Raw genomic sequence first — 17264 nt, forward strand, 5'->3', positions numbered from 1 at the left:
CCGCATGGAACGGACAAGGACACTCGCGGCGCTTGGGCTGACAGCCCGCGGCGGGCGCGAGGCGCAGGTCACCGGGCTGGCCGTGGACAGCCGGCAGGTGAAGGACGGATACCTGTTCGCCGCGCTGCCGGGGGCAAGCGTCCATGGCTCGGAATTCATTCCATATGCCTTGCGGATGGGGGCGGGCGCGATCCTGACCGATGCGGCGGGGGCCGTGCATGTGCCCAAGGAGGTGCCCCTGGTCGTCTCCGAAGATCCCCGTGCCGCGCTGGCCGGGGCGGCGGCGCTGTGGTTCGGCGCCCAGCCGCGCGTGATGGCGGCGGTGACAGGCACCAACGGCAAGACCTCGGTTTCGACATTCCTGCGCCAGATCTGGCAGCTTCTGGGCCATGCCGCGATCAATATCGGCACGACGGGGGTCGAGGGGGCATGGACCGCGCCATCCCCCCATACGACGCCGGAGCCGATCACGCTGCACCGCCTGCTGGCGGCTGCGGCCGAGGCGGGCGTGACCCATGCCGCGATGGAGGCTTCCAGCCACGGCCTTGACCAGCGGCGGCTGGACGGTGTGCATCTGAAGGCGGCGGGGTTCACCAACTTCACGCAGGACCATCTGGACTACCATCGGACCTTCGACGCCTATTTCGACGCCAAGGCGGGGCTGTTCACGCGGCTTCTGCCCGAGGATGGCGTGGCGGTCGTCAACACGAACGATCCGCGCGGGGCCGACATCGCCCGGCTGACGGCGGGACGCGGCATCGCGACGATGGGCGTCGGGCGGGCCGGCGATCTGCGCATCGTCGGCCAGCGGTTCGACGCGACCGGGCAGGACCTGCGACTGGAATGGAAGGGCGTCGCGCATCAGGTGCGATTGAACCTGATCGGTGGCTTTCAGGCGGAAAACGTCGCGTTGGCGGCGGGACTGGCCATCGGCTGCGGCGCGAGTGCCCGCGACGTGTTCGACGTGCTGCCGGACCTGTCAGGCGTGCGCGGGCGGATGCAGCTTGCGGCGACGCGGCGGAACGGGGCTGCGGTCTATGTCGATTACGCCCATACGCCGGATGCCATCGCGACGGCGCTGCGGGCGCTGCGCCCGCATGTGATGGGGCGCATCGTCATCGTCTTTGGCGCTGGCGGTGATCGGGATACGAGCAAACGTCCGTTGATGGGGGCCGCGGCGGCGGCGAATGCGGACGTGCTGTATGTGACCGACGACAATCCCCGGTCCGAAGATCCGGCCAGCATCCGCGCGGCGATCATGGCATCCTGCCCCGACGCGAACGAGGTGGGTGACCGGGCCGAGGCGATCCTGCGCGGGGTCGATGCGCTTCAGGCGGGCGATGCGCTGTTGATCGCGGGCAAGGGGCATGAAAGCGGGCAGGTCATCAAGGGCGATGTCTTTCCCTTCGATGATGTGGAACAGGCCTCGGTCGCGGTGGCGGCTCTGGATGGGATGATACGATGACGGATACGCCTCTTTGGACCTCGGCCGAGGCTGCCGCCGCGACGGGCGGCGTGACGGGGGCGTGGGATGCGACGGGCGTGTCGATCGACACCCGCACCCTGCGACCCGGCGATCTGTTCGTCGCGCTGAAGGCCGAACGCGACGGGCATGACTTCGTCCGGCAGGCGCTGGAAAAGGGCGCGGCGGCGGCGCTGGTTTCGCGCCCGGTTGCCGGCGTGCCCGAAGGTGCGCTGCTGCTGGTGCCGGACGTGCTGGCCGCGCTGGAGGCACTGGGCGCCGCCGCCCGTGCGCGCACGCGGGCCAAGGTGGTCGCGATCACCGGATCGGTCGGCAAGACATCCACCAAAGAGATGCTGCGCGCCTTGCTGGGCGGGCAGGGTCGCGTCCATGCCGCCGAGGCAAGCTACAACAACCACTGGGGCGTGCCGCTGACCCTGGCGCGGATGCCCGAGGACACCGATTTCGCTGTGATCGAGATCGGTATGAACCACCCCGGAGAGATCGCGCCGCTGGCCAAGCTGGCCGCGCCAGACGTCGCGATGATCACCACCGTCGCCCCCGCCCATCTGGAGGCGTTCGAGAATGTCGAAGGCATCGCGCATGAGAAGGCCAGCATCCTCGACGGGCTTCGCCCCGGCGGCGTGGCGGTTCTGCCCGCCGACCTGGACGTGACGCCGATCCTTCTGGCCAAGGCGGGCGCGCGGCATGTGCTGACCTTCGGCACCGCCCCGAACGCCGATTACCGGATCGAGGATATTCAGCCGACCCCCGACGCCACCGTGGTCCGCGCCCTGCGGTCCGGCAAACGGCTGCTCTACAAGGTGCTGACGCCGGGCCGCCATTTCGCGATGAACGCCCTTGGCGCGCTGGCCGTGGCCGAGGCGCTGGAACTGGACCCGGCGATCTCCGCCGCCGATCTGGGTCGCTGGACCCCGCCCGCGGGGCGCGGCACACGGGAAAAGATCATGCTGGACCCGATCGAGGATGTGTCCTTCGACCTGATCGACGATGCGTTCAACGCCAACCCTGCATCCGTGGCGGCCAGCCTCGATCTGGTCGCCTGCATGAAGCCGGTGGACGGGATGGGCCGCGTCGGCGCGGGTCGCCGCATCGCCGTTCTGGGCGACATGCTGGAGCTTGGGCCGCAGGAACAGGCGCTTCACGTCGCCATCGCCAGCCACCCCACCATCGCGGCCTTCGACCTGATCCATTGCGTCGGCCCCCGGATGCGCGCGCTGCACGAGGCGCTGCCGCGCCGCCAGCGCGGCGAATGGGTGGAGACGGCCAAAGAACTCGCGGACCGCGCCCGCGCGCTGGCCGATGCCGGCGACATCGTGCTGGTCAAGGGGTCCAAGGGAATCAAGGTCAGCCTCGTGGTTGACGCGCTGCGCAAACTTGGTAAAGCGGGCGGCTTCAATCAGGGGACGGTGTGAATGTTTCAGTTGCTCTCGCATTTTTCGGACGGCGGCGACGCGTTCAACCTGCTCCGCTATATCACGGTCCGGGCGGGGGCGGCGTTCTTCACCGCGCTGATCTTCGGGTTCATCTTCGGACGGCCGCTGATCAACTTCCTTCGGCTGAAGCAGAAGAAGGGCCAGCCGATCCGCACGGACGGGCCGCAGACCCATTTCGCCAAGGCTGGCACACCCACGATGGGGGGGCTGCTGATCCTGACCTCGATGCTGTTCTCGACCCTGATGTGGGCGCAGTTGTCGAACCCCTATGTCTGGATCGTGCTGCTGGTCACCCTGGCCTTCGGGCTGATCGGATTTGCCGACGATTACGCCAAGGTCACGAAGCAAAGCACGGCGGGCGTATCGGGCCGGGTGCGGATGGGGCTGGGGCTGGTGACGGCGCTGGTCGCGACCGGGGCGGCATCGGCCATGCACCCGGAGGCGCTGACGCATCAGCTGGCGCTGCCCTTCTTCAAGGACGCGCTGATCAACCTTGGCTGGTTCTTCCTGCCCTTCGGGATGTTGACGATCGTGGGCGCGGCGAATGCCGTGAACCTGACGGACGGGCTGGACGGGCTGGCGATCATGCCGGTGATGATCGCCGCCGCGACGCTGGGCGCCATCGCCTATGCCGTGGGGCGGGTGGACTTCACCAACTATCTTGGCATCCATTACGTGCCGGGCACGGGGGAGCTTCTGATCCTCGTCGCCGCGCTGGTGGGGGGGGGCCTCGGGTTCCTGTGGTATAACGCGCCGCCGGCGGCGGTGTTCATGGGTGACACCGGCTCGCTCGCGCTGGGCGGCGCACTGGGTGCCATCGCCGTCTGCACCAAGCACGAGATCGTGCTGGCCATCGTCGGCGGGCTGTTCGTGGTCGAGGCGCTGTCGGTGATCATTCAGGTGCTGTATTTCAAGCGCACCGGCAAGCGGGTCTTCCTGATGGCCCCGATCCACCACCATTTCGAGAAGAAGGGCTGGGCCGAGCCGCAGATCGTGATCCGCTTCTGGATCATCTCTTTGATCCTCGCGCTGATCGGTCTGGCGACGCTGAAGGTCAGATAAACAAAAACCCCCGGCACTGCCGGGGGTTTTCGTTTGGGTCGGAAGCTATCAGGCTTCGGCAGCCTTGCGGCGGCGTTTCGCGGCAACGCCGCCCATGCCCAGCAGGGCAGCGCCCAGCAGCAGGCCGGCAGCCGGCAGCGGAACCGGAGCGGGCGACTCGGTGGTCCAGCTGACGGTGAAGCCGATCGGCTGTTTCGTTTCGCCGGTGGTGACGAAGAACGAGAACATGTCTTCGACCGAAGCGAAGTCGATCTCGCCAGCGCCATAGGCCAGTCTCGGCGTCGTCCAGGTCCACAGGTCCTTTTCGACCGAGTAGGACGTGCCGAATTTGACGGTGCCCAGATCGCCGGTGGTCTTACCGGTGGCGGCGATCACGAATTCGACCGAAAGCGGAGCCGTCGGCGTGAAGTCGAGGGTCTTGGTTTGATTGGCACCCAGCGTGAAGGTTTCGACGCCGTAGCTGTCGGGCTCCAGGGTGATTGCCGAAGCGGCAAAGGGGGCAAGCGCAAATGCGCCGGCGGCGACGATGGCCTTCATCATGGACATGGGTGGTACCTCCTACTAAAAAAACAATCCCCGGTCGCGACGCGATGGCGTCCCAACCGATAATGCAGGCGCGATAGCGGGGACGACACAATGGTTAGTGCGGGATTAACCGAGGGCCAAAGACAATCACGCATCTGCAGCAATATCGCTCTCGCGATGCGCGAGGGATCGTGCGGCGCACATGCAAGGCGCGAATAATGCAACAATGGGTAGAACGTTCTTTGTCGAAGGGATGAAATTTTGTGCAGCGTCATCGCGGCGGATCGCGCGGGCGCACGCGGGGGTGACTCACGCGTGTTCGCCTTGCGCCGAACGGGAGGCCGTCGCATCTTCCGCGCGAACAAAGCAGGGGACAGCCGATGATTCCGGTGCAGGGGTATGAAGGGCGCCGCGTCGCGGTGCTGGGTCTGGGCCGTTCGGGGCTGGCCACCGCGGCGGCGCTGCGGGCAGGCGGGGCCGAGCCGCTGGTTTGGGACGACAGCCCCGAAGCGCGCGAGAAGGCCGAGGCGGCGGGTTTCGCGCCGCATGATCTGACGCGCCAGAATGCTTTCGACGATGTGGCGCTGCTGGTCGTCAGCCCCGGCATCCCGCATCTCTATCCCAGCCCCAATCCGGTGATTGCCCGCGCGATGGAACTGGGCGTTCCGGTGGACAACGACATCGGCCTGTTCTTCCGGTCCTTTGCCACAAAGGATTGGGATGCGTTCGACCAGATGCCGCGCGTGATCTGCGTGACTGGATCGAACGGGAAGTCCACGACGACCGCGCTGATCCATCACATCATCGAAGACTCTGGCCGCCCCACCCAGATGGCCGGGAACATCGGCCGCGGCGTTCTGGACATCGACCCTGCGCAGGATGGCGAGGTGGTGGTGCTGGAGCTGTCCAGCTATCAGACCGACCTTGCGCGGGCGCTGACGCCGGATGTTGCGGTGTTCACCAACCTGTCGCCCGATCATCTGGATCGTCACGGCGGCATGGGCGGCTATTTCGCGGCCAAGCGGCGGCTGTTCACCGAAGGCGGCCCCGACCGTGCCGTGATCGGCGTGGACGAGGCCGAGGGGCGCTATCTGGCCAACCAGCTTGGCATGGGCGCGGCGGATGACCGGGTTATCCGCATCTCGTCGGGGCAGAAGCTGGAGGGGTTCGGCTGGGCGGTATTCGCGCGCAAGGGGTTCCTGTCGGAATGGCGGCGCGGGAAACAGGTGGCGTCGATCGACCTGCGCGCGATTTCGGGCCTGCCGGGGGCGCATAACCACCAGAACGCCTGCGCCGCCTATGCCGCCTGCCGCACGCTGGGCCTGTCGCCGAAGCAGATCGAGGGGGCGCTGTCCTCCTTCGCCGGGCTTCCGCATCGCAGCCAGCTGGTGGGCGAACGAGGCGGGGTGCGCTTCGTGAACGATTCCAAGGCGACGAATGTGGACAGCGCGGCCAAGGCGCTTCAGGCGTTCCCGCGCATCCGCTGGATCGCAGGGGGGCTGGGCAAGGATGGCGGCATCGCCGCGCTGGCTCCGCATCTGGGATCGGTGGCGAAGGCCTATTTCATCGGCCATTCCGCCCGCGATTTCGCGCTTCAGGTCGGCACCACCCCGCATGAGATCTGCGAGACGATGGACCGCGCCGTGGCCCGCGCCGCCGAGGAAGCCGAAGCCGGAGAGGTCGTGCTTCTGGCCCCCGCCGCGGCCAGTTTCGACCAGTATCCGAACTTCGAAAAACGGGGCGAGGATTTCGCCGCCAAGGTCGCCGCGATTCTGGCGGGGTGATGCCGAAACAAGCATTTGCACTGGTCAGACAAGGGGCCTTGCGCTAGGCTTTGCGGCAGACCCGGATAACCGGGCATGAGCAGCAGACAGGCACATTCCCATGACTGAAATGGTCCATGGCGCGATTCCCGTTCGCGCGTCCGATCCGGTTCTTCCCCGCTGGTGGCGCACGATCGACAAGTGGTCGATGACCTCGATCCTCGTGCTGTTCGGGATCGGCCTTCTGCTGGGGCTTGCAGCCTCGGTTCCGCTGGCGACGCGCAACGGGCTGGACCCGTTCTATTACGTCCAGCGGCAGGCGTTCTTCGGCGTCATGGCGATGCTGGCGATGGTCGGCTGTTCGATGCTGACGCCCAACGGGGTGCGGCGTCTGGGCGTGCTGGGCTTTCTGGCGGCCTTTGCCGCGCTGGCGGTGTTGCCCTTCGCGGGCACCGACTTCGGCAAGGGCGCGGTGCGCTGGTTCTCGCTTGGTTTCGCGTCGTTCCAGCCGTCGGAATTCCTGAAGCCCGGTTTCGTCATCCTGACCGGCTGGCTGATGGCGGCGAGCCAGGAGCTGAACGGCCCGCCGGGCAAGCGCATCTCGTTTGCCGTGACCATGGTGATCGTGGCCTTCCTGTCGATGCAGCCCGACTTCGGTCAGGCCGCGCTGATCCTGTTCGGGTGGAGCGTGGTCTATTTCGTCGCCGGGGCGCCGATGGTGCTGATCGGCGGGTTCATGGGCGCGGTCGTCTTTGCGGGAACGCTGTTCTACGAATCGTCCGAACACTTTGCGCGGCGGATCGACGGGTTCCTGAACCCCGACCTCGACCCGCGCACCCAGCTTGGATACGCCACCAACGCCATCATGGAGGGTGGGTTCTTCGGTGTCGGCGTGGGCGAGGGGCAGGTGAAATGGTCGCTGCCCGACGCGCATACCGACTTCATCATCGCGGTGGCGGCGGAAGAATACGGCCTGATCCTCGTGCTGTGCATCATCGCGCTTTACGGCGTGGTCGTGGTGCGCAGCCTGTTCCGTCTGATGCGGGAACGTGATCCGTTCATCCGGCTTGCGGGAACGGGTCTGGCCTGCATCTTCGGCGTTCAGGCGATGATCAACATGGGCGTCGCCGTGCGTCTGCTGCCCGCCAAGGGGATGACGCTGCCCTTCGTCAGCTATGGCGGATCGTCGGTGATCGCGGCGGGCATCACGGTCGGGATGCTGCTGGCGCTGACCCGCACGCGGCCGCAGGGCCAGATCGGGGACATCCTGTTCAAGCGGGGCCGCTGATGGCACCGCTGCTGCTGATCGCCGCCGGGGGAACCGGGGGCCACATGTTCCCCGCGCAGGCCTTGGCCGAGGCGATGGTGGCGCGCGGCTGGCGGGTGAAGCTTTCGACCGACGCGCGGGGTGCGCGATACGCGGGTGGCTTCCCGGATGCGGTGAAGATCGAGGAGGTGGCTTCGGCCACCTTTGCCCGTGGCGGGTTGGCCGCGAAGGCGCTGGTGCCGCTTCGGATCGGGGGGGGCGTTCTGTCGGCCATGGCTGCGATGCGGCGTGACCGGCCAGCGGTGGTGGTGGGCTTCGGAGGATACCCCTCGATCCCGGCGCTGGCGGCGGCGACGATCCTGCGATTGCCGCGCGCGATCCATGAACAGAACGGCGTGCTGGGCAAGGTGAACAGGATCTTCGCCCCTCGCGTCGATGTCGTTGCCTGTGGCGTGCCGCTCGACGGCGCGCTGCATACCGGCAACCCGGTGCGCGCGTCGGTGCTGGAACGCGCGGGGGCGCCCTATATCCCGCCGGGGGATCATCCGATGAACGTGCTGGTGATCGGCGGCAGCCAAGGGGCGCGCATCCTGTCGGATGTGGTGCCCGCTGCCATCGCGGCGCTGCCGGGCGACCTGCGCCGGAACGTCCGCGTGGCGCATCAGGCACGGGCCGAGGACGGCGCGCGCGTGACCGAAGCCTATGCCAATGCCGGCATCGTGGCCGAGGTGCAGCCCTTCTTTGCCGACGTGCCTGCGCGGCTGGCGGAGGCGCAGCTTGTGATCTCGCGGTCGGGCGCGTCTTCGGTGGCCGACATCTCGATCATCGGGCGTCCGTCCATCCTGATCCCCTTTGCCGCCGCCGCGGGCGATCACCAGACCGCCAATGCGCGCGGGCTGGTCGCGGGCAATGCGGCGGTTCTGATCCCCGAGGCCCAGCTTGACGTTCCGGCGCTTGTGGGCCAGATGACCGCCATCCTGACGCAGCCTGATGCCGCCACGCAGATGGCTCGCAACGCGCTGGCCCTTGGCCGGCCCGACGCCACCGACCGTCTGGTCGCCGTGGTCGAAGAATTGAGGAAGACATGAACGCCGCAACCAAACTGCCGGGCGAACTCGGCCCGATCCATTTCGTCGGCATCGGGGGGATCGGCATGTCCGGCATCGCCGAGGTGCTGATGACCTTGGGTTACAGCGTGCAGGGATCGGACGCCAAGGCATCGAAGATCACCGAACGGCTGGTTGGACTTGGGGCGAGTTTCTTCGAAGGGCAGCGGGCCGAGAATATCGGCGATGCGGCGGTGGTGGTGATCTCCAGCGCGATCAAGAAGGGCAATCCGGAGCTGGAGGAGGCGCGCCGCCGCCAGCTTCCCGTGGTGCGGCGAGCCGAGATGCTGGCCGAGTTGATGCGCCTGCGGTCGAACATCGCGGTGGCCGGAACGCATGGCAAGACGACCACGACCACGATGGTTGCGACGCTGCTGGACAAGGGCGGTTTCGATCCCACGGTCATCAATGGCGGGGTGATCCACGCTTACGGCTCGAACGCGCGGGCCGGGGCAGGGGAGTGGATGGTGGTCGAAGCGGACGAAAGCGACGGTTCTTTCAACCGTCTGCCCGCGACCATCGCCATCGTGACCAACATCGATCCCGAGCATATGGAGCACTGGGGCAGCTTCGACGCGCTGCGCAAGGGGTTCCAGGATTTCGTCACCAACATCCCGTTCTATGGGCTGGCCGTCTGCTGCACCGACCATGCCGAGGTTCAGGCGCTGGTGGGCCGCGTGACCGACCGCCGCATCGCGACCTTCGGCTTCAACGCGCAGGCGGACGTGCGGGCGGTGAACCTGCGATACGAGAACGGCATCGCGCATTTCGATGTGGCCTTGCAACAAGAGGGCACCGTGATCGAGGGCTGCACCCTGCCGATGCCGGGCGATCACAACGTGTCGAACGCGCTGGCCGCGGTGGCCGTGGCGCGGCACCTTGGCATGAAACGCGCCCAGATCCGCGAGGCGCTGGCGGCGTTCGGCGGCGTGAACCGCCGCTTTACCAAGGTGGGCGAGGTCTTGGGCGGCGTCACCATCATCGACGACTACGGCCACCATCCGGTTGAAATCGCGGCCGTCCTGAAGGCCGCGCGTCAGGCGACCAAGGGCCGCGTCATCGCCGTTCACCAGCCGCACCGCTTCACCCGCCTTGCCAGCCTGTTCGAGGATTTCTGCACCTGCTTCAACGAGGCGGACGTCGTCGCGATTTCTGACATCTATGCGGCGGGCGAGGAGCCGATCCCCGGCGCGGGGCGCGACGATCTGGTGGCAGGGCTGATCGCCCACGGCCACCGCCACGCCCGCGCGATCTTGTCCGAGGAGGATCTGGAGCGGTTGGTGCGCGAACAGGCGCGTCCGGGCGACATGGTGGTCTGCCTCGGGGCGGGCACGATCTCGGCCTGGGCGAATGCGCTGCCGGGACGGCTGGGATGAGCGTCGGGCTGATCCTTGGCCTTGGCTGGCTGGCGGCGGCGCTGCTGGTGCTGCGGCGGCGCGGTCATGCGGTGGCGGGCTGGGCGCTGGCGGGGGCGGGCATTCCGATCCTCGGGCTGATCACCCTGCATCACGGGCCGTATTGGGGTCTTCTGGCGCTGGCGGTCGGCGTTCTGCCGCTGCGAACGGTGCTGCGGCGTGGGCGCGGGGTGATGCCATGACGATGCCTGCGGTGCGCGGCACCCTGACCGAAGGGCGGGCGCTGGCCGATCTGACATGGCTGCGCGTGGGCGGGCCTGCCGATTGGTTCTTCCAGCCCGCGGACGAGGAGGATCTGGTGCAGTTCCTTGCCGCGCTGGACCCTGCGGTGCCGGTGTTCCCGATGGGCGTCGGGTCGAACCTGATCGTGCGCGATGGGGGGATTCGGGCCGTGGTGATCCGTCTGGGGCGCGGCTTCAATGGCATCCGCATCGAAGGGGATCGTGTGATCGCCGGGGCGGCGGCGCTGGACGCGCATGTGGCGCGACGGGCGGCCGAGGCGGGGCGCAATCTGACCTTCCTGCGGACGATTCCCGGCAGCATCGGCGGTGCGGTTCGGATGAATGCGGGCTGCTATGGCAGCTATGTCGCGGACCATCTGGTCGAGGTGCGGATCGTCACCCGAGATGGCGCGCGGGTGATTTCTGCGGCGGATCTGAACCTTGCCTATCGCCAGTCCGACCTGCCCGAAGGCGCCATCATCACCGAAGCGGTGTTCCGCGCCGAGGGCGGCGTTCCGCAGGACCTCGCCCTGCAGATGGAGGGGCAGCTGGCCAAGCGCGACGCGACGCAGCCGGTCAAGGACCGCAGCGCCGGATCGACCTTCCGCAATCCGGTCGGGCATTCGTCCACCGGCCGCGACGACGACACGCACGAGATGAAGGCGTGGAAGGTCATCGACGACGCCGGAATGCGCGGTGCGACCATTGGCGGCGCGCAGATGAGCGAGAAACATTCGAATTTTATGATCAATGCCGGGGGCGCAACCGCCGCCGACCTGGAAAATCTGGGCGAGGCCGTCAGAAAGAGGGTTTTCGAGACGGCGGGGATCAGGCTAGAATGGGAAATCATGCGGGTCGGCGAACCTGCTGACAAATAACAAGATGTGACCCGGAAAACCGGGCGCTTTGAGGCAGTAGATGGCGGGATTGTCTGGCAGGACGTTCCGCAAGGTTGCAGTTCTGATGGGCGGCCCCTCGGCAGAGCGCGAGGTGTCGCTGTCCAGTGGGCGCGAATGCGCGGCAGCCCTGCGGATCGCAGGATACGATGTGGTCGAGGTCGATGCCGGCCCCGATCTGGCATTGCGTCTGGCCGAAATTGCCCCCGATGGCTGTTTCAATGCCCTGCATGGCCGCTGGGGCGAGGATGGCTGCGTGCAGGGCATCCTCGAATGGCTGCGGATTCCCTATACGCATTCCGGGGTGTTGGCCTCGGCGCTGGCGATGGACAAGGCGCGGGCCAAGGACGTTTTCGCCGTCGCGGGCCTGCCGGTCGCGCAGAGCGTGATCGCGGATCGTGACGCGGTGGAGGCGGGGCATGTCCTGCCGCCGCCCTATGTGGTCAAGCCGAACAACGAAGGCTCCTCGGTCGGCGTCTATATCGTCCACGAGGCCGCGAATGCGCCGCCGAAGCTGTCGGCGCAGATGCCGGCGAGCGTGATGGTCGAAACCTATGCGCCGGGGCGGGAGCTGACCGTGACGGTCATGGGCGACCGTGCCCTGTGCGTGACCGATATCGTGACCGAGGGCTGGTATGACTATGACGCGAAATACCGCCCCGGCGGATCGCGCCATGTCGTGCCCGCCGACCTGCCGGAAGCCATCACGCAGACCTTGATGGACTATGCCATCCGCGCCCATGCCGCGCTGGGCTGCCGTGGTGTCAGCCGCAGCGACTTCCGCTGGGACGAGGCGCGGGGGCTGGACGGGGTCGTGCTGCTGGAGGTGAACACCCAGCCGGGCATGACGCCGACCTCGCTTTCGCCCGAACAGGCCGCGCAGTGCGGCATTTCGTTTCCGGACCTGTGCGACTGGATCGTGAGGGACGCCTCATGCGACAGGTAGGGCCGCGCCGCGATCCCGCGCCGACGCGGGCGCAATACCGGTTGCAGCGGCTGCTGCTGACGCCGATCTATCGCAAGCTGATCCGCGTGGGCCTTCCGGTTTTCCTGATGACCATGGCGGTCGGGCTTTACCTGTCTTCCGAGGATCGGCGGAATGCGCTGACCGGTGGCTTTGCCGCGATGCGGGAAAAGCTGGAACAGCGCCCGGAATTCATGGTCGGAACGTTGGCCGTGAAAGGCGCGTCGCCGCAACTGACCGAGACGATCGAGCGCTATCTGGCGCTGCCGCTGCCGCAAAGTTCGTTCGCGATAGATCTGGAAGCCGTGCGCCAGAAGATCGAGACGCTGGACGCCGTTGCCCGCGTCGATGTGCGCGTGCAGCCGGGCGGGGTGCTTCAGGCCGTCGTGACCGAACGGGTGCCTGCGCTGGTCTGGCGGTCGGCGGCGAATGTCGAACTGCTGGATGCGACCGGCCACCGCGTGACGCTGGTGCATGACCGCGCCGACCGGAACGATCTGCCGCTGGTGGCGGGCAAGGGCGCGAACGTCGCCGCCCCCGAGGCGCTGGCCATCATCGCCGCGGCCGAGCCGATTATGCCCCGCGTGCGCGGCCTGATCCGGATGGGCGAGCGGCGGTGGGACATCGTGCTGGACCGCAACCAGCGCATCCTTTTGCCGGTGGAGAACCCCGTCGCCGCGCTGGAGCGGATCATCGCGCTGGATCAGGCGCAGGATCTGCTGGCCCGCGACGTGATCGCCATCGACCTGAGATTGAAGGACCGACCCGTGCTGCGACTTGCGCCATATGCGCAGGCCGAACTTCGCCGTGCACGCGGGATGAAATTGAGCGGGAGCGCATTATGACCGACCTCTATCAGTCGCAGCGGGCGATGCGGAACATGCGCCGCGCGGCGATCCAGCGCGGTGTCGTCGCGGTTCTGGACGTGGGCACGTCCAAGATCGCCTGCCTCGTGCTGCGGTTCGACGGGCCGGAGCGGTTGGAGGACGAGGGCATCGGCTCAATGGCCGGCCAAAGCCAGTTCCGCATCATCGGCGCGGCGCTGACCCGGTCGCGCGGGGTCCGCTTTGGCGAGATCAGCGTGATGAACGAGACCGAACGCGCGATCCGCACCGCGGTGCAGGCCGCGCAGAAGGAAGCGAACGTGCGCGTCGATCACGTCATCGCCACCTTCTCGGGTGGGGAGCCGCGCAGCTATGGCCTTGCCGGATCGTGGGAGCTTCAGGATTCGGTCGTGACCGAACAGGACGTGGCGCGGGTGCTGTCGGCCTGCGACGTGCCCGACATCGGGTTCGGGCGCGAGGTGATGCACGCCCAGCCGGTGAACTTCGCGCTGGACCACCGTTCGGGTCTGGGCGATCCGCGCGGACAGATCGGCAACCGCCTGGCCTGCGACATGCACATGCTGTCGGTCGATGCTTCGACCATCCAGAACCTGCTTTACTGCATCAAGCGCTGCGATCTGGAACTGGCTGGGATCGCGTCGTCATCCTACGTCTCGGGCGTTTCCTCGCTGGTGGAGGACGAGCAGGAGTTGGGCGCCGCCTGCATCGACATGGGCGGCGGATCGACGGGCCTGTCGATCTTCATCAAGAAACACATGATCTATGCCGACACGGTCCGGATGGGCGGCGATCACGTCACCTCCGACATCTCCAAGGGTCTGCAGGTGCCGCTGGCGACGGCGGAAAAGATCAAGACCAAGTTTGGCGGCGTTCACGCGACCGGCATGGACGACCGCGAGATGATCCAGATCGGCGGCGATTCCGGTGACTGGGACAAGGACACCCGCACCGTCAGCCGGGCCGAGCTGATCGGCATCATGCGCCCGCGCGTGGAGGAGATTCTGGAGGAGGCCCGCGCCCGTCTGGATGCGGCGGGATTCGATCACCTGCCCAGCCGCCAGATCGTGCTGACGGGCGGGGCGAGCCAGATCCCCGGCCTCGATGGGTTGGCCGCGCGCATCCTTGGCCAGCGCGTGCGTCTGGGCCGTCCGTTGCGGGTGCAGGGGTTGCCGAAACAGACGACGGGTCCGGCATTTTCCTCTGCCGTCGGCTTGTGTCTTTTCGCCGCACATCCGCAGGACGAATGGTGGGATTTCGAGATTCCCGCCGAACGCTATCCCGCGCGGTCGCTCAAGAAAGCCTTCCGCTGGTTCAAAGACAACTGGTGACAACCATATCCGGTAAGTCCAAGCGAAATGCCGCCGAAAATGGCGGCGATCCAACCATATTTTGTGGGCGATTTCGCTTTTGCGCGTGACCTGTGGCGCGCTTGCGTCTAAAATCGGAAATCAACGCGGGAAAAAGGTGCCCTTGAACGGTGCCGCATACACGAACACAGGCGGATAGCTGATGGCCCTAAATCTGATGAATGCGAACCGTGAGGAATTGAAGCCCCGGATCACGGTCTTCGGTGTCGGCGGTGCCGGCGGCAACGCCGTCAACAACATGATCGAGCAGCAGCTTGAGGGTGTGGAGTTCGTCGTCGCGAACACCGACGCGCAGGCGCTTCAGCAAAGCAACGCCGTCGCCAAGATTCAGATGGGCCTGAAGGTCACCGAAGGTCTGGGTGCTGGCGCGCGTCCGTCCGTGGGTGCCGCAGCTGCCGAGGAGACGATCGAGGAGATCGTGGATCACCTTGCCGGCGCGCATATGTGCTTCATCACCGCCGGCATGGGCGGCGGCACCGGCACCGGCGCGGCCCCGATCATCGCACAAGCCGCGCGCGAGCTGGGCGTTCTGACCGTCGGCGTCGTGACCAAGCCCTTCCAGTTCGAGGGCAACAAGCGCATGAAACAGGCCGAGGACGGGATCGAAGCCCTCCAGAAGGTCGTGGACACGCTGATCATCATTCCGAACCAGAACCTGTTCCGTCTGGCCAACGAACGCACGACCTTCACCGAGGCGTTCTCGATGGCCGACGACGTTCTGTATCAGGGCGTCAAGGGCGTGACCGACCTGATGGTGCGTCCGGGCCTCATCAACCTCGACTTCGCCGACGTCCGCGCGGTGATGGATGAGATGGGCAAGGCCATGATGGGCACGGGCGAGGCCGAGGGCGAGGATCGCGCCGTCCATGCCGCCGAGAAAGCCATTGCCAACCCGCTGCTGGACGAGATCAGCCTGAACGGCGCCAAGGGCGTTCTGATCAACATCACCGGCGGCTACGATCTGACCCTGTTCGAACTGGACGAGGCTGCAAACATCATCCGCGACAAGGTCGATCCGGACGCGAACATCATCGTCGGCTCGACGCTGGACACTACGATGGAAGGGCGCATCCGCGTGTCGGTCGTCGCGACCGGCATCGACGCGTCGAAATCCGCAGCGGAAGCCCCGGTCCAGCGCCGCCCGATGGCTGCGCCCCTGCCGACCCCGGCCCCCGAGCGTCAGGCACCGGTTGCCGCCGCGCCCGCACCGCGTCCGCAGCCGGCACCGCAGCCCAGCTTCGAGCCGCAGCGCGAGGTGTTCGAGGAGGAAGCGTCGGACATCCCGCCGCCCGCCTATCGTCCGCAGGCCGCACCGCAACCGGCCGCCCCCGCGCCGCGCCCCGCGATGCAGGCACGCCCGACCGCGCCGATGAACCAGGATGCCGGAGCCTTCGTCGCACCGCGTCCGCGTCAGGCTGGCACCCCGTCGCCCGAGGCGATGGCCCGTCTGGCCGCCGCCGTCAGCAAAGCCCCGCCGCGCCCGTCGCCCGCACAGGCTCCGGTGCAGCAGCGCCAGCAGCCGCAGGCGGAAAAGCCGCGCTTCGGCATCGGCTCGCTGATCAACCGGATGGCAGGTCACGCCGAACCCGCGCCGGAACGCCCGCAGCCGATGCGGTCGCAGCAGCAGCCGCAACCGCAGGCGTCGTCCTATGACGACGAACAGGACCAGAACCCGGATCAAGAGCGGATCGAGATCCCGGCCTTCCTGCGTCGTCAGGCGAACTGAGCGAAAATCCACATTTGCGAAAGCCCGGCTTCGTGCCGGGCTTTTTACGTGTCTGCAATGGGTTGCGGGTTTGTGTCACCTCTGTCACATGGCGACATAAAGAGTGAATTGAGATGCTCTCCGCCCTTTCCTAATTAATCCTTGCGCCCTTCCCATCGGGACGCAGGAAATAAGATCAAGGTCGATACCCGTGCAGAGCACTCTGAAATCCGCTGTCAGCTTTACCGGACTGGGTCTCCATTCCGGGCAGCCCGTGCGTATGATCGTGCGTCCCGCCTCGGCCGATTACGGCATTTGGTTCCGTCGCACCGATCTGACATCGGGCGATGTGATGATCCCCGCCCGCTGGGATGCCGTGGTGCCGTCGAAGCTTTGCACGCTGCTGGCCAACCCGTCGGGCGTCACGGTGTCGACCGTCGAACATATCATGGCGGCGCTGGCCGGCTGCGGCATCCACAACGCACTGGTCGAGATCGACGGGCCAGAGGTTCCGATCCTCGACGGCTCGGCCGCGCCGTTCGTTGCGCGTTTCATCGCCGTGGGGCAGCGCGAACAGGCCGCCCCGGTTCGTGCGATCCGCGTGCTGGAAACGATCGAGGTTCAGGACGGCGAGGCGATCGCCCGTCTGGAGCCGTCCGAGATGCTGGAAATCGATTTTCGAATCGATTTCGCCGAAGGGGCCATCGGGCGTCAGGAAAAGCGCCTGAACATGTCCAACGGCGCCTTCGTGCGCGAGCTGAGCGACAGCCGCACCTTCTGCCGCCAGTCCGACGTCGATGCGATGCGCGCGAACGGTCTGGCGCTGGGCGGCACGGTGGAAAACGCGGTGGTCTTCGATGGCGACCGTGTGCTGACCCCCGGCGGTCTGCGCCACCGGGACGAGCCTGTGCGCCACAAGATGCTGGATGCGCTCGGCGACCTTTCGCTGGCGGGAGGGCCGATCCTCGGGCGCTATACCGGCATCCGCGCTGGCCATGCGATGACCAACCGCCTGCTGCGCGCACTGTTCGCCCGCCGCGATGCTTGGCGGATGGTGGAATGCGGCCTGTCGCAAGGGCTGAAGCTGCCCGGTGTCGGCGTGGTTCGCGCCGACCTTCCTGCGGTCGCATAAGGCGTTTTGCGCCTCGGATTTTTCTGTGCTACGACAGCCCGAACACCCCGCGCGCGGACCCCGTGCGCAGGGCAAAG

Annotated in this window: 15 protein-coding genes; 14 read left to right on the forward strand and 1 reads right to left on the reverse strand. The window is 66.9% G+C overall.

Translation table 11 applies throughout. The features are described from left to right. Positions 1 to 4 precede the first annotated feature (4 nt). From E2K76_RS13465 to mraY, 3 genes are read left to right on the forward strand one after another with little or no spacing between them, the layout of a single operon-like run. Positions 5 to 1465 carry a UDP-N-acetylmuramoyl-L-alanyl-D-glutamate--2,6-diaminopimelate ligase gene (locus tag E2K76_RS13465; RefSeq protein ID WP_136684872.1) on the forward strand — a complete coding sequence of 487 codons (1461 nt, stop codon included), beginning with the start codon at positions 5 to 7 and terminating at the stop codon, positions 1463 to 1465. Beyond that, entirely contained in the window at positions 1462 to 2898 is a 1437-nt protein-coding gene (locus tag E2K76_RS13470; RefSeq protein WP_136684873.1) for a UDP-N-acetylmuramoyl-tripeptide--D-alanyl-D-alanine ligase, read from the forward strand. Before E2K76_RS13465 ends, E2K76_RS13470 begins: the two co-directional genes overlap by 4 nt. Further along, complete coding sequence (gene mraY / locus E2K76_RS13475; RefSeq protein ID WP_136684874.1) at positions 2899 to 3981, forward strand: phospho-N-acetylmuramoyl-pentapeptide-transferase; 1083 nt, start codon at positions 2899 to 2901, stop codon at positions 3979 to 3981. Between the two features lie 48 nt (positions 3982 to 4029). Here the strand turns inward: mraY and E2K76_RS13480 are convergent, their stop codons facing one another. Continuing rightward, the gene (locus tag E2K76_RS13480; RefSeq protein ID WP_136684875.1) at positions 4030 to 4527 is read right to left on the reverse strand and encodes a hypothetical protein; all 498 of its coding nucleotides are present in this window, start codon (positions 4525 to 4527) and stop codon (positions 4030 to 4032) included. Positions 4528 to 4886: 359 nt separating this feature from the next. Here E2K76_RS13480 and murD point away from each other — a divergent pair, with 359 nt between their 5' ends. The 11 genes from murD to lpxC all read left to right on the forward strand — a co-directional run bounded on the left by murD (position 4887) and on the right by lpxC (position 17187). Next, complete coding sequence (gene murD / locus E2K76_RS13485) at positions 4887 to 6290, forward strand: UDP-N-acetylmuramoyl-L-alanine--D-glutamate ligase (RefSeq protein ID WP_136684876.1); 1404 nt, start codon at positions 4887 to 4889, stop codon at positions 6288 to 6290. Positions 6291 to 6390: 100 nt separating this feature from the next. Further along, positions 6391 to 7557 carry a peptidoglycan glycosyltransferase FtsW gene (locus E2K76_RS13490; protein WP_136684877.1) on the forward strand — a complete coding sequence of 389 codons (1167 nt, stop codon included), beginning with the start codon at positions 6391 to 6393 and terminating at the stop codon, positions 7555 to 7557. Then, positions 7554 to 8624, forward strand: coding sequence for a UDP-N-acetylglucosamine--N-acetylmuramyl-(pentapeptide) pyrophosphoryl-undecaprenol N-acetylglucosamine transferase (locus E2K76_RS13495; RefSeq protein ID WP_136684878.1), 1071 nt, complete (start codon positions 7554 to 7556; stop codon positions 8622 to 8624). Before E2K76_RS13490 ends, E2K76_RS13495 begins: the two co-directional genes overlap by 4 nt. Next, positions 8621 to 10018 carry a UDP-N-acetylmuramate--L-alanine ligase gene (gene murC / locus E2K76_RS13500; protein ID WP_136684879.1) on the forward strand — a complete coding sequence of 466 codons (1398 nt, stop codon included), beginning with the start codon at positions 8621 to 8623 and terminating at the stop codon, positions 10016 to 10018. The genes E2K76_RS13495 and murC overlap by 4 nt, the downstream gene beginning before the upstream one ends. Then, positions 10015 to 10239, forward strand: coding sequence for a DUF2484 family protein (locus tag E2K76_RS13505; RefSeq protein ID WP_136684880.1), 225 nt, complete (start codon positions 10015 to 10017; stop codon positions 10237 to 10239). The genes murC and E2K76_RS13505 overlap by 4 nt, the downstream gene beginning before the upstream one ends. Beyond that, positions 10236 to 11156: a UDP-N-acetylmuramate dehydrogenase gene (gene murB / locus E2K76_RS13510; RefSeq protein ID WP_136684881.1), complete on the forward strand. Its 921-nt coding sequence runs from the start codon at positions 10236 to 10238 to the stop codon at positions 11154 to 11156. The genes E2K76_RS13505 and murB overlap by 4 nt, the downstream gene beginning before the upstream one ends. A gap of 40 nt (positions 11157 to 11196) precedes the next feature. Further along, positions 11197 to 12120 carry a D-alanine--D-alanine ligase gene (locus E2K76_RS13515; protein WP_136684882.1) on the forward strand — a complete coding sequence of 308 codons (924 nt, stop codon included), beginning with the start codon at positions 11197 to 11199 and terminating at the stop codon, positions 12118 to 12120. After that, positions 12108 to 12983 carry a cell division protein FtsQ/DivIB gene (locus tag E2K76_RS13520; RefSeq protein WP_136684883.1) on the forward strand — a complete coding sequence of 292 codons (876 nt, stop codon included), beginning with the start codon at positions 12108 to 12110 and terminating at the stop codon, positions 12981 to 12983. Before E2K76_RS13515 ends, E2K76_RS13520 begins: the two co-directional genes overlap by 13 nt. Next, a complete protein-coding gene (gene ftsA, locus E2K76_RS13525) occupies positions 12980 to 14311 on the forward strand; it encodes a cell division protein FtsA (RefSeq protein ID WP_136684884.1) in 1332 nt (443 codons plus the stop codon). Before E2K76_RS13520 ends, ftsA begins: the two co-directional genes overlap by 4 nt. 181 nt (positions 14312 to 14492) lie before the next feature. Beyond that, the gene (gene ftsZ / locus E2K76_RS13530; protein WP_136684885.1) at positions 14493 to 16076 is read left to right on the forward strand and encodes a cell division protein FtsZ; all 1584 of its coding nucleotides are present in this window, start codon (positions 14493 to 14495) and stop codon (positions 16074 to 16076) included. A gap of 190 nt (positions 16077 to 16266) precedes the next feature. Continuing rightward, positions 16267 to 17187 (forward strand): UDP-3-O-acyl-N-acetylglucosamine deacetylase, encoded by a 921-nt coding sequence (gene lpxC / locus E2K76_RS13535; protein ID WP_136684886.1) that lies wholly within the window; start codon positions 16267 to 16269, stop codon positions 17185 to 17187. The last annotated feature ends 77 nt before the right edge of the window (positions 17188 to 17264 follow it).

This window comes from Falsirhodobacter xinxiangensis (assembly GCF_004959935.1).
Lineage (GTDB): Bacteria > Pseudomonadota > Alphaproteobacteria > Rhodobacterales > Rhodobacteraceae > Falsirhodobacter > Falsirhodobacter xinxiangensis.

Bases quoted from the DNA above. Each gene is read 5' to 3' on its own strand.
- murD (WP_136684876.1), top strand. From the start codon at position 4,887: ATGATTCCGGTGCAGGGGTATGAAGGGCGCCGCGTCGCGGTGCTGGGT.
- E2K76_RS13505 (WP_136684880.1), top strand. From the start codon at position 10,015: ATGAGCGTCGGGCTGATCCTTGGCCTTGGCTGGCTGGCGGCGGCGCTG.
- ftsZ (WP_136684885.1), top strand. From the start codon at position 14,493: ATGGCCCTAAATCTGATGAATGCGAACCGTGAGGAATTGAAGCCCCGG.
- E2K76_RS13515 (WP_136684882.1), top strand. From the start codon at position 11,197: ATGGCGGGATTGTCTGGCAGGACGTTCCGCAAGGTTGCAGTTCTGATG.
- E2K76_RS13465 (WP_136684872.1), top strand. From the start codon at position 5: ATGGAACGGACAAGGACACTCGCGGCGCTTGGGCTGACAGCCCGCGGC.
- murB (WP_136684881.1), top strand. From the start codon at position 10,236: ATGACGATGCCTGCGGTGCGCGGCACCCTGACCGAAGGGCGGGCGCTG.
- ftsA (WP_136684884.1), top strand. From the start codon at position 12,980: ATGACCGACCTCTATCAGTCGCAGCGGGCGATGCGGAACATGCGCCGC.
- E2K76_RS13470 (WP_136684873.1), top strand. From the start codon at position 1,462: ATGACGGATACGCCTCTTTGGACCTCGGCCGAGGCTGCCGCCGCGACG.
- E2K76_RS13490 (WP_136684877.1), top strand. From the start codon at position 6,391: ATGACTGAAATGGTCCATGGCGCGATTCCCGTTCGCGCGTCCGATCCG.
- murC (WP_136684879.1), top strand. From the start codon at position 8,621: ATGAACGCCGCAACCAAACTGCCGGGCGAACTCGGCCCGATCCATTTC.
- E2K76_RS13520 (WP_136684883.1), top strand. From the start codon at position 12,108: ATGCGACAGGTAGGGCCGCGCCGCGATCCCGCGCCGACGCGGGCGCAA.
- E2K76_RS13480 (WP_136684875.1), bottom strand. From the start codon at position 4,527: ATGTCCATGATGAAGGCCATCGTCGCCGCCGGCGCATTTGCGCTTGCC.
- mraY (WP_136684874.1), top strand. From the start codon at position 2,899: ATGTTTCAGTTGCTCTCGCATTTTTCGGACGGCGGCGACGCGTTCAAC.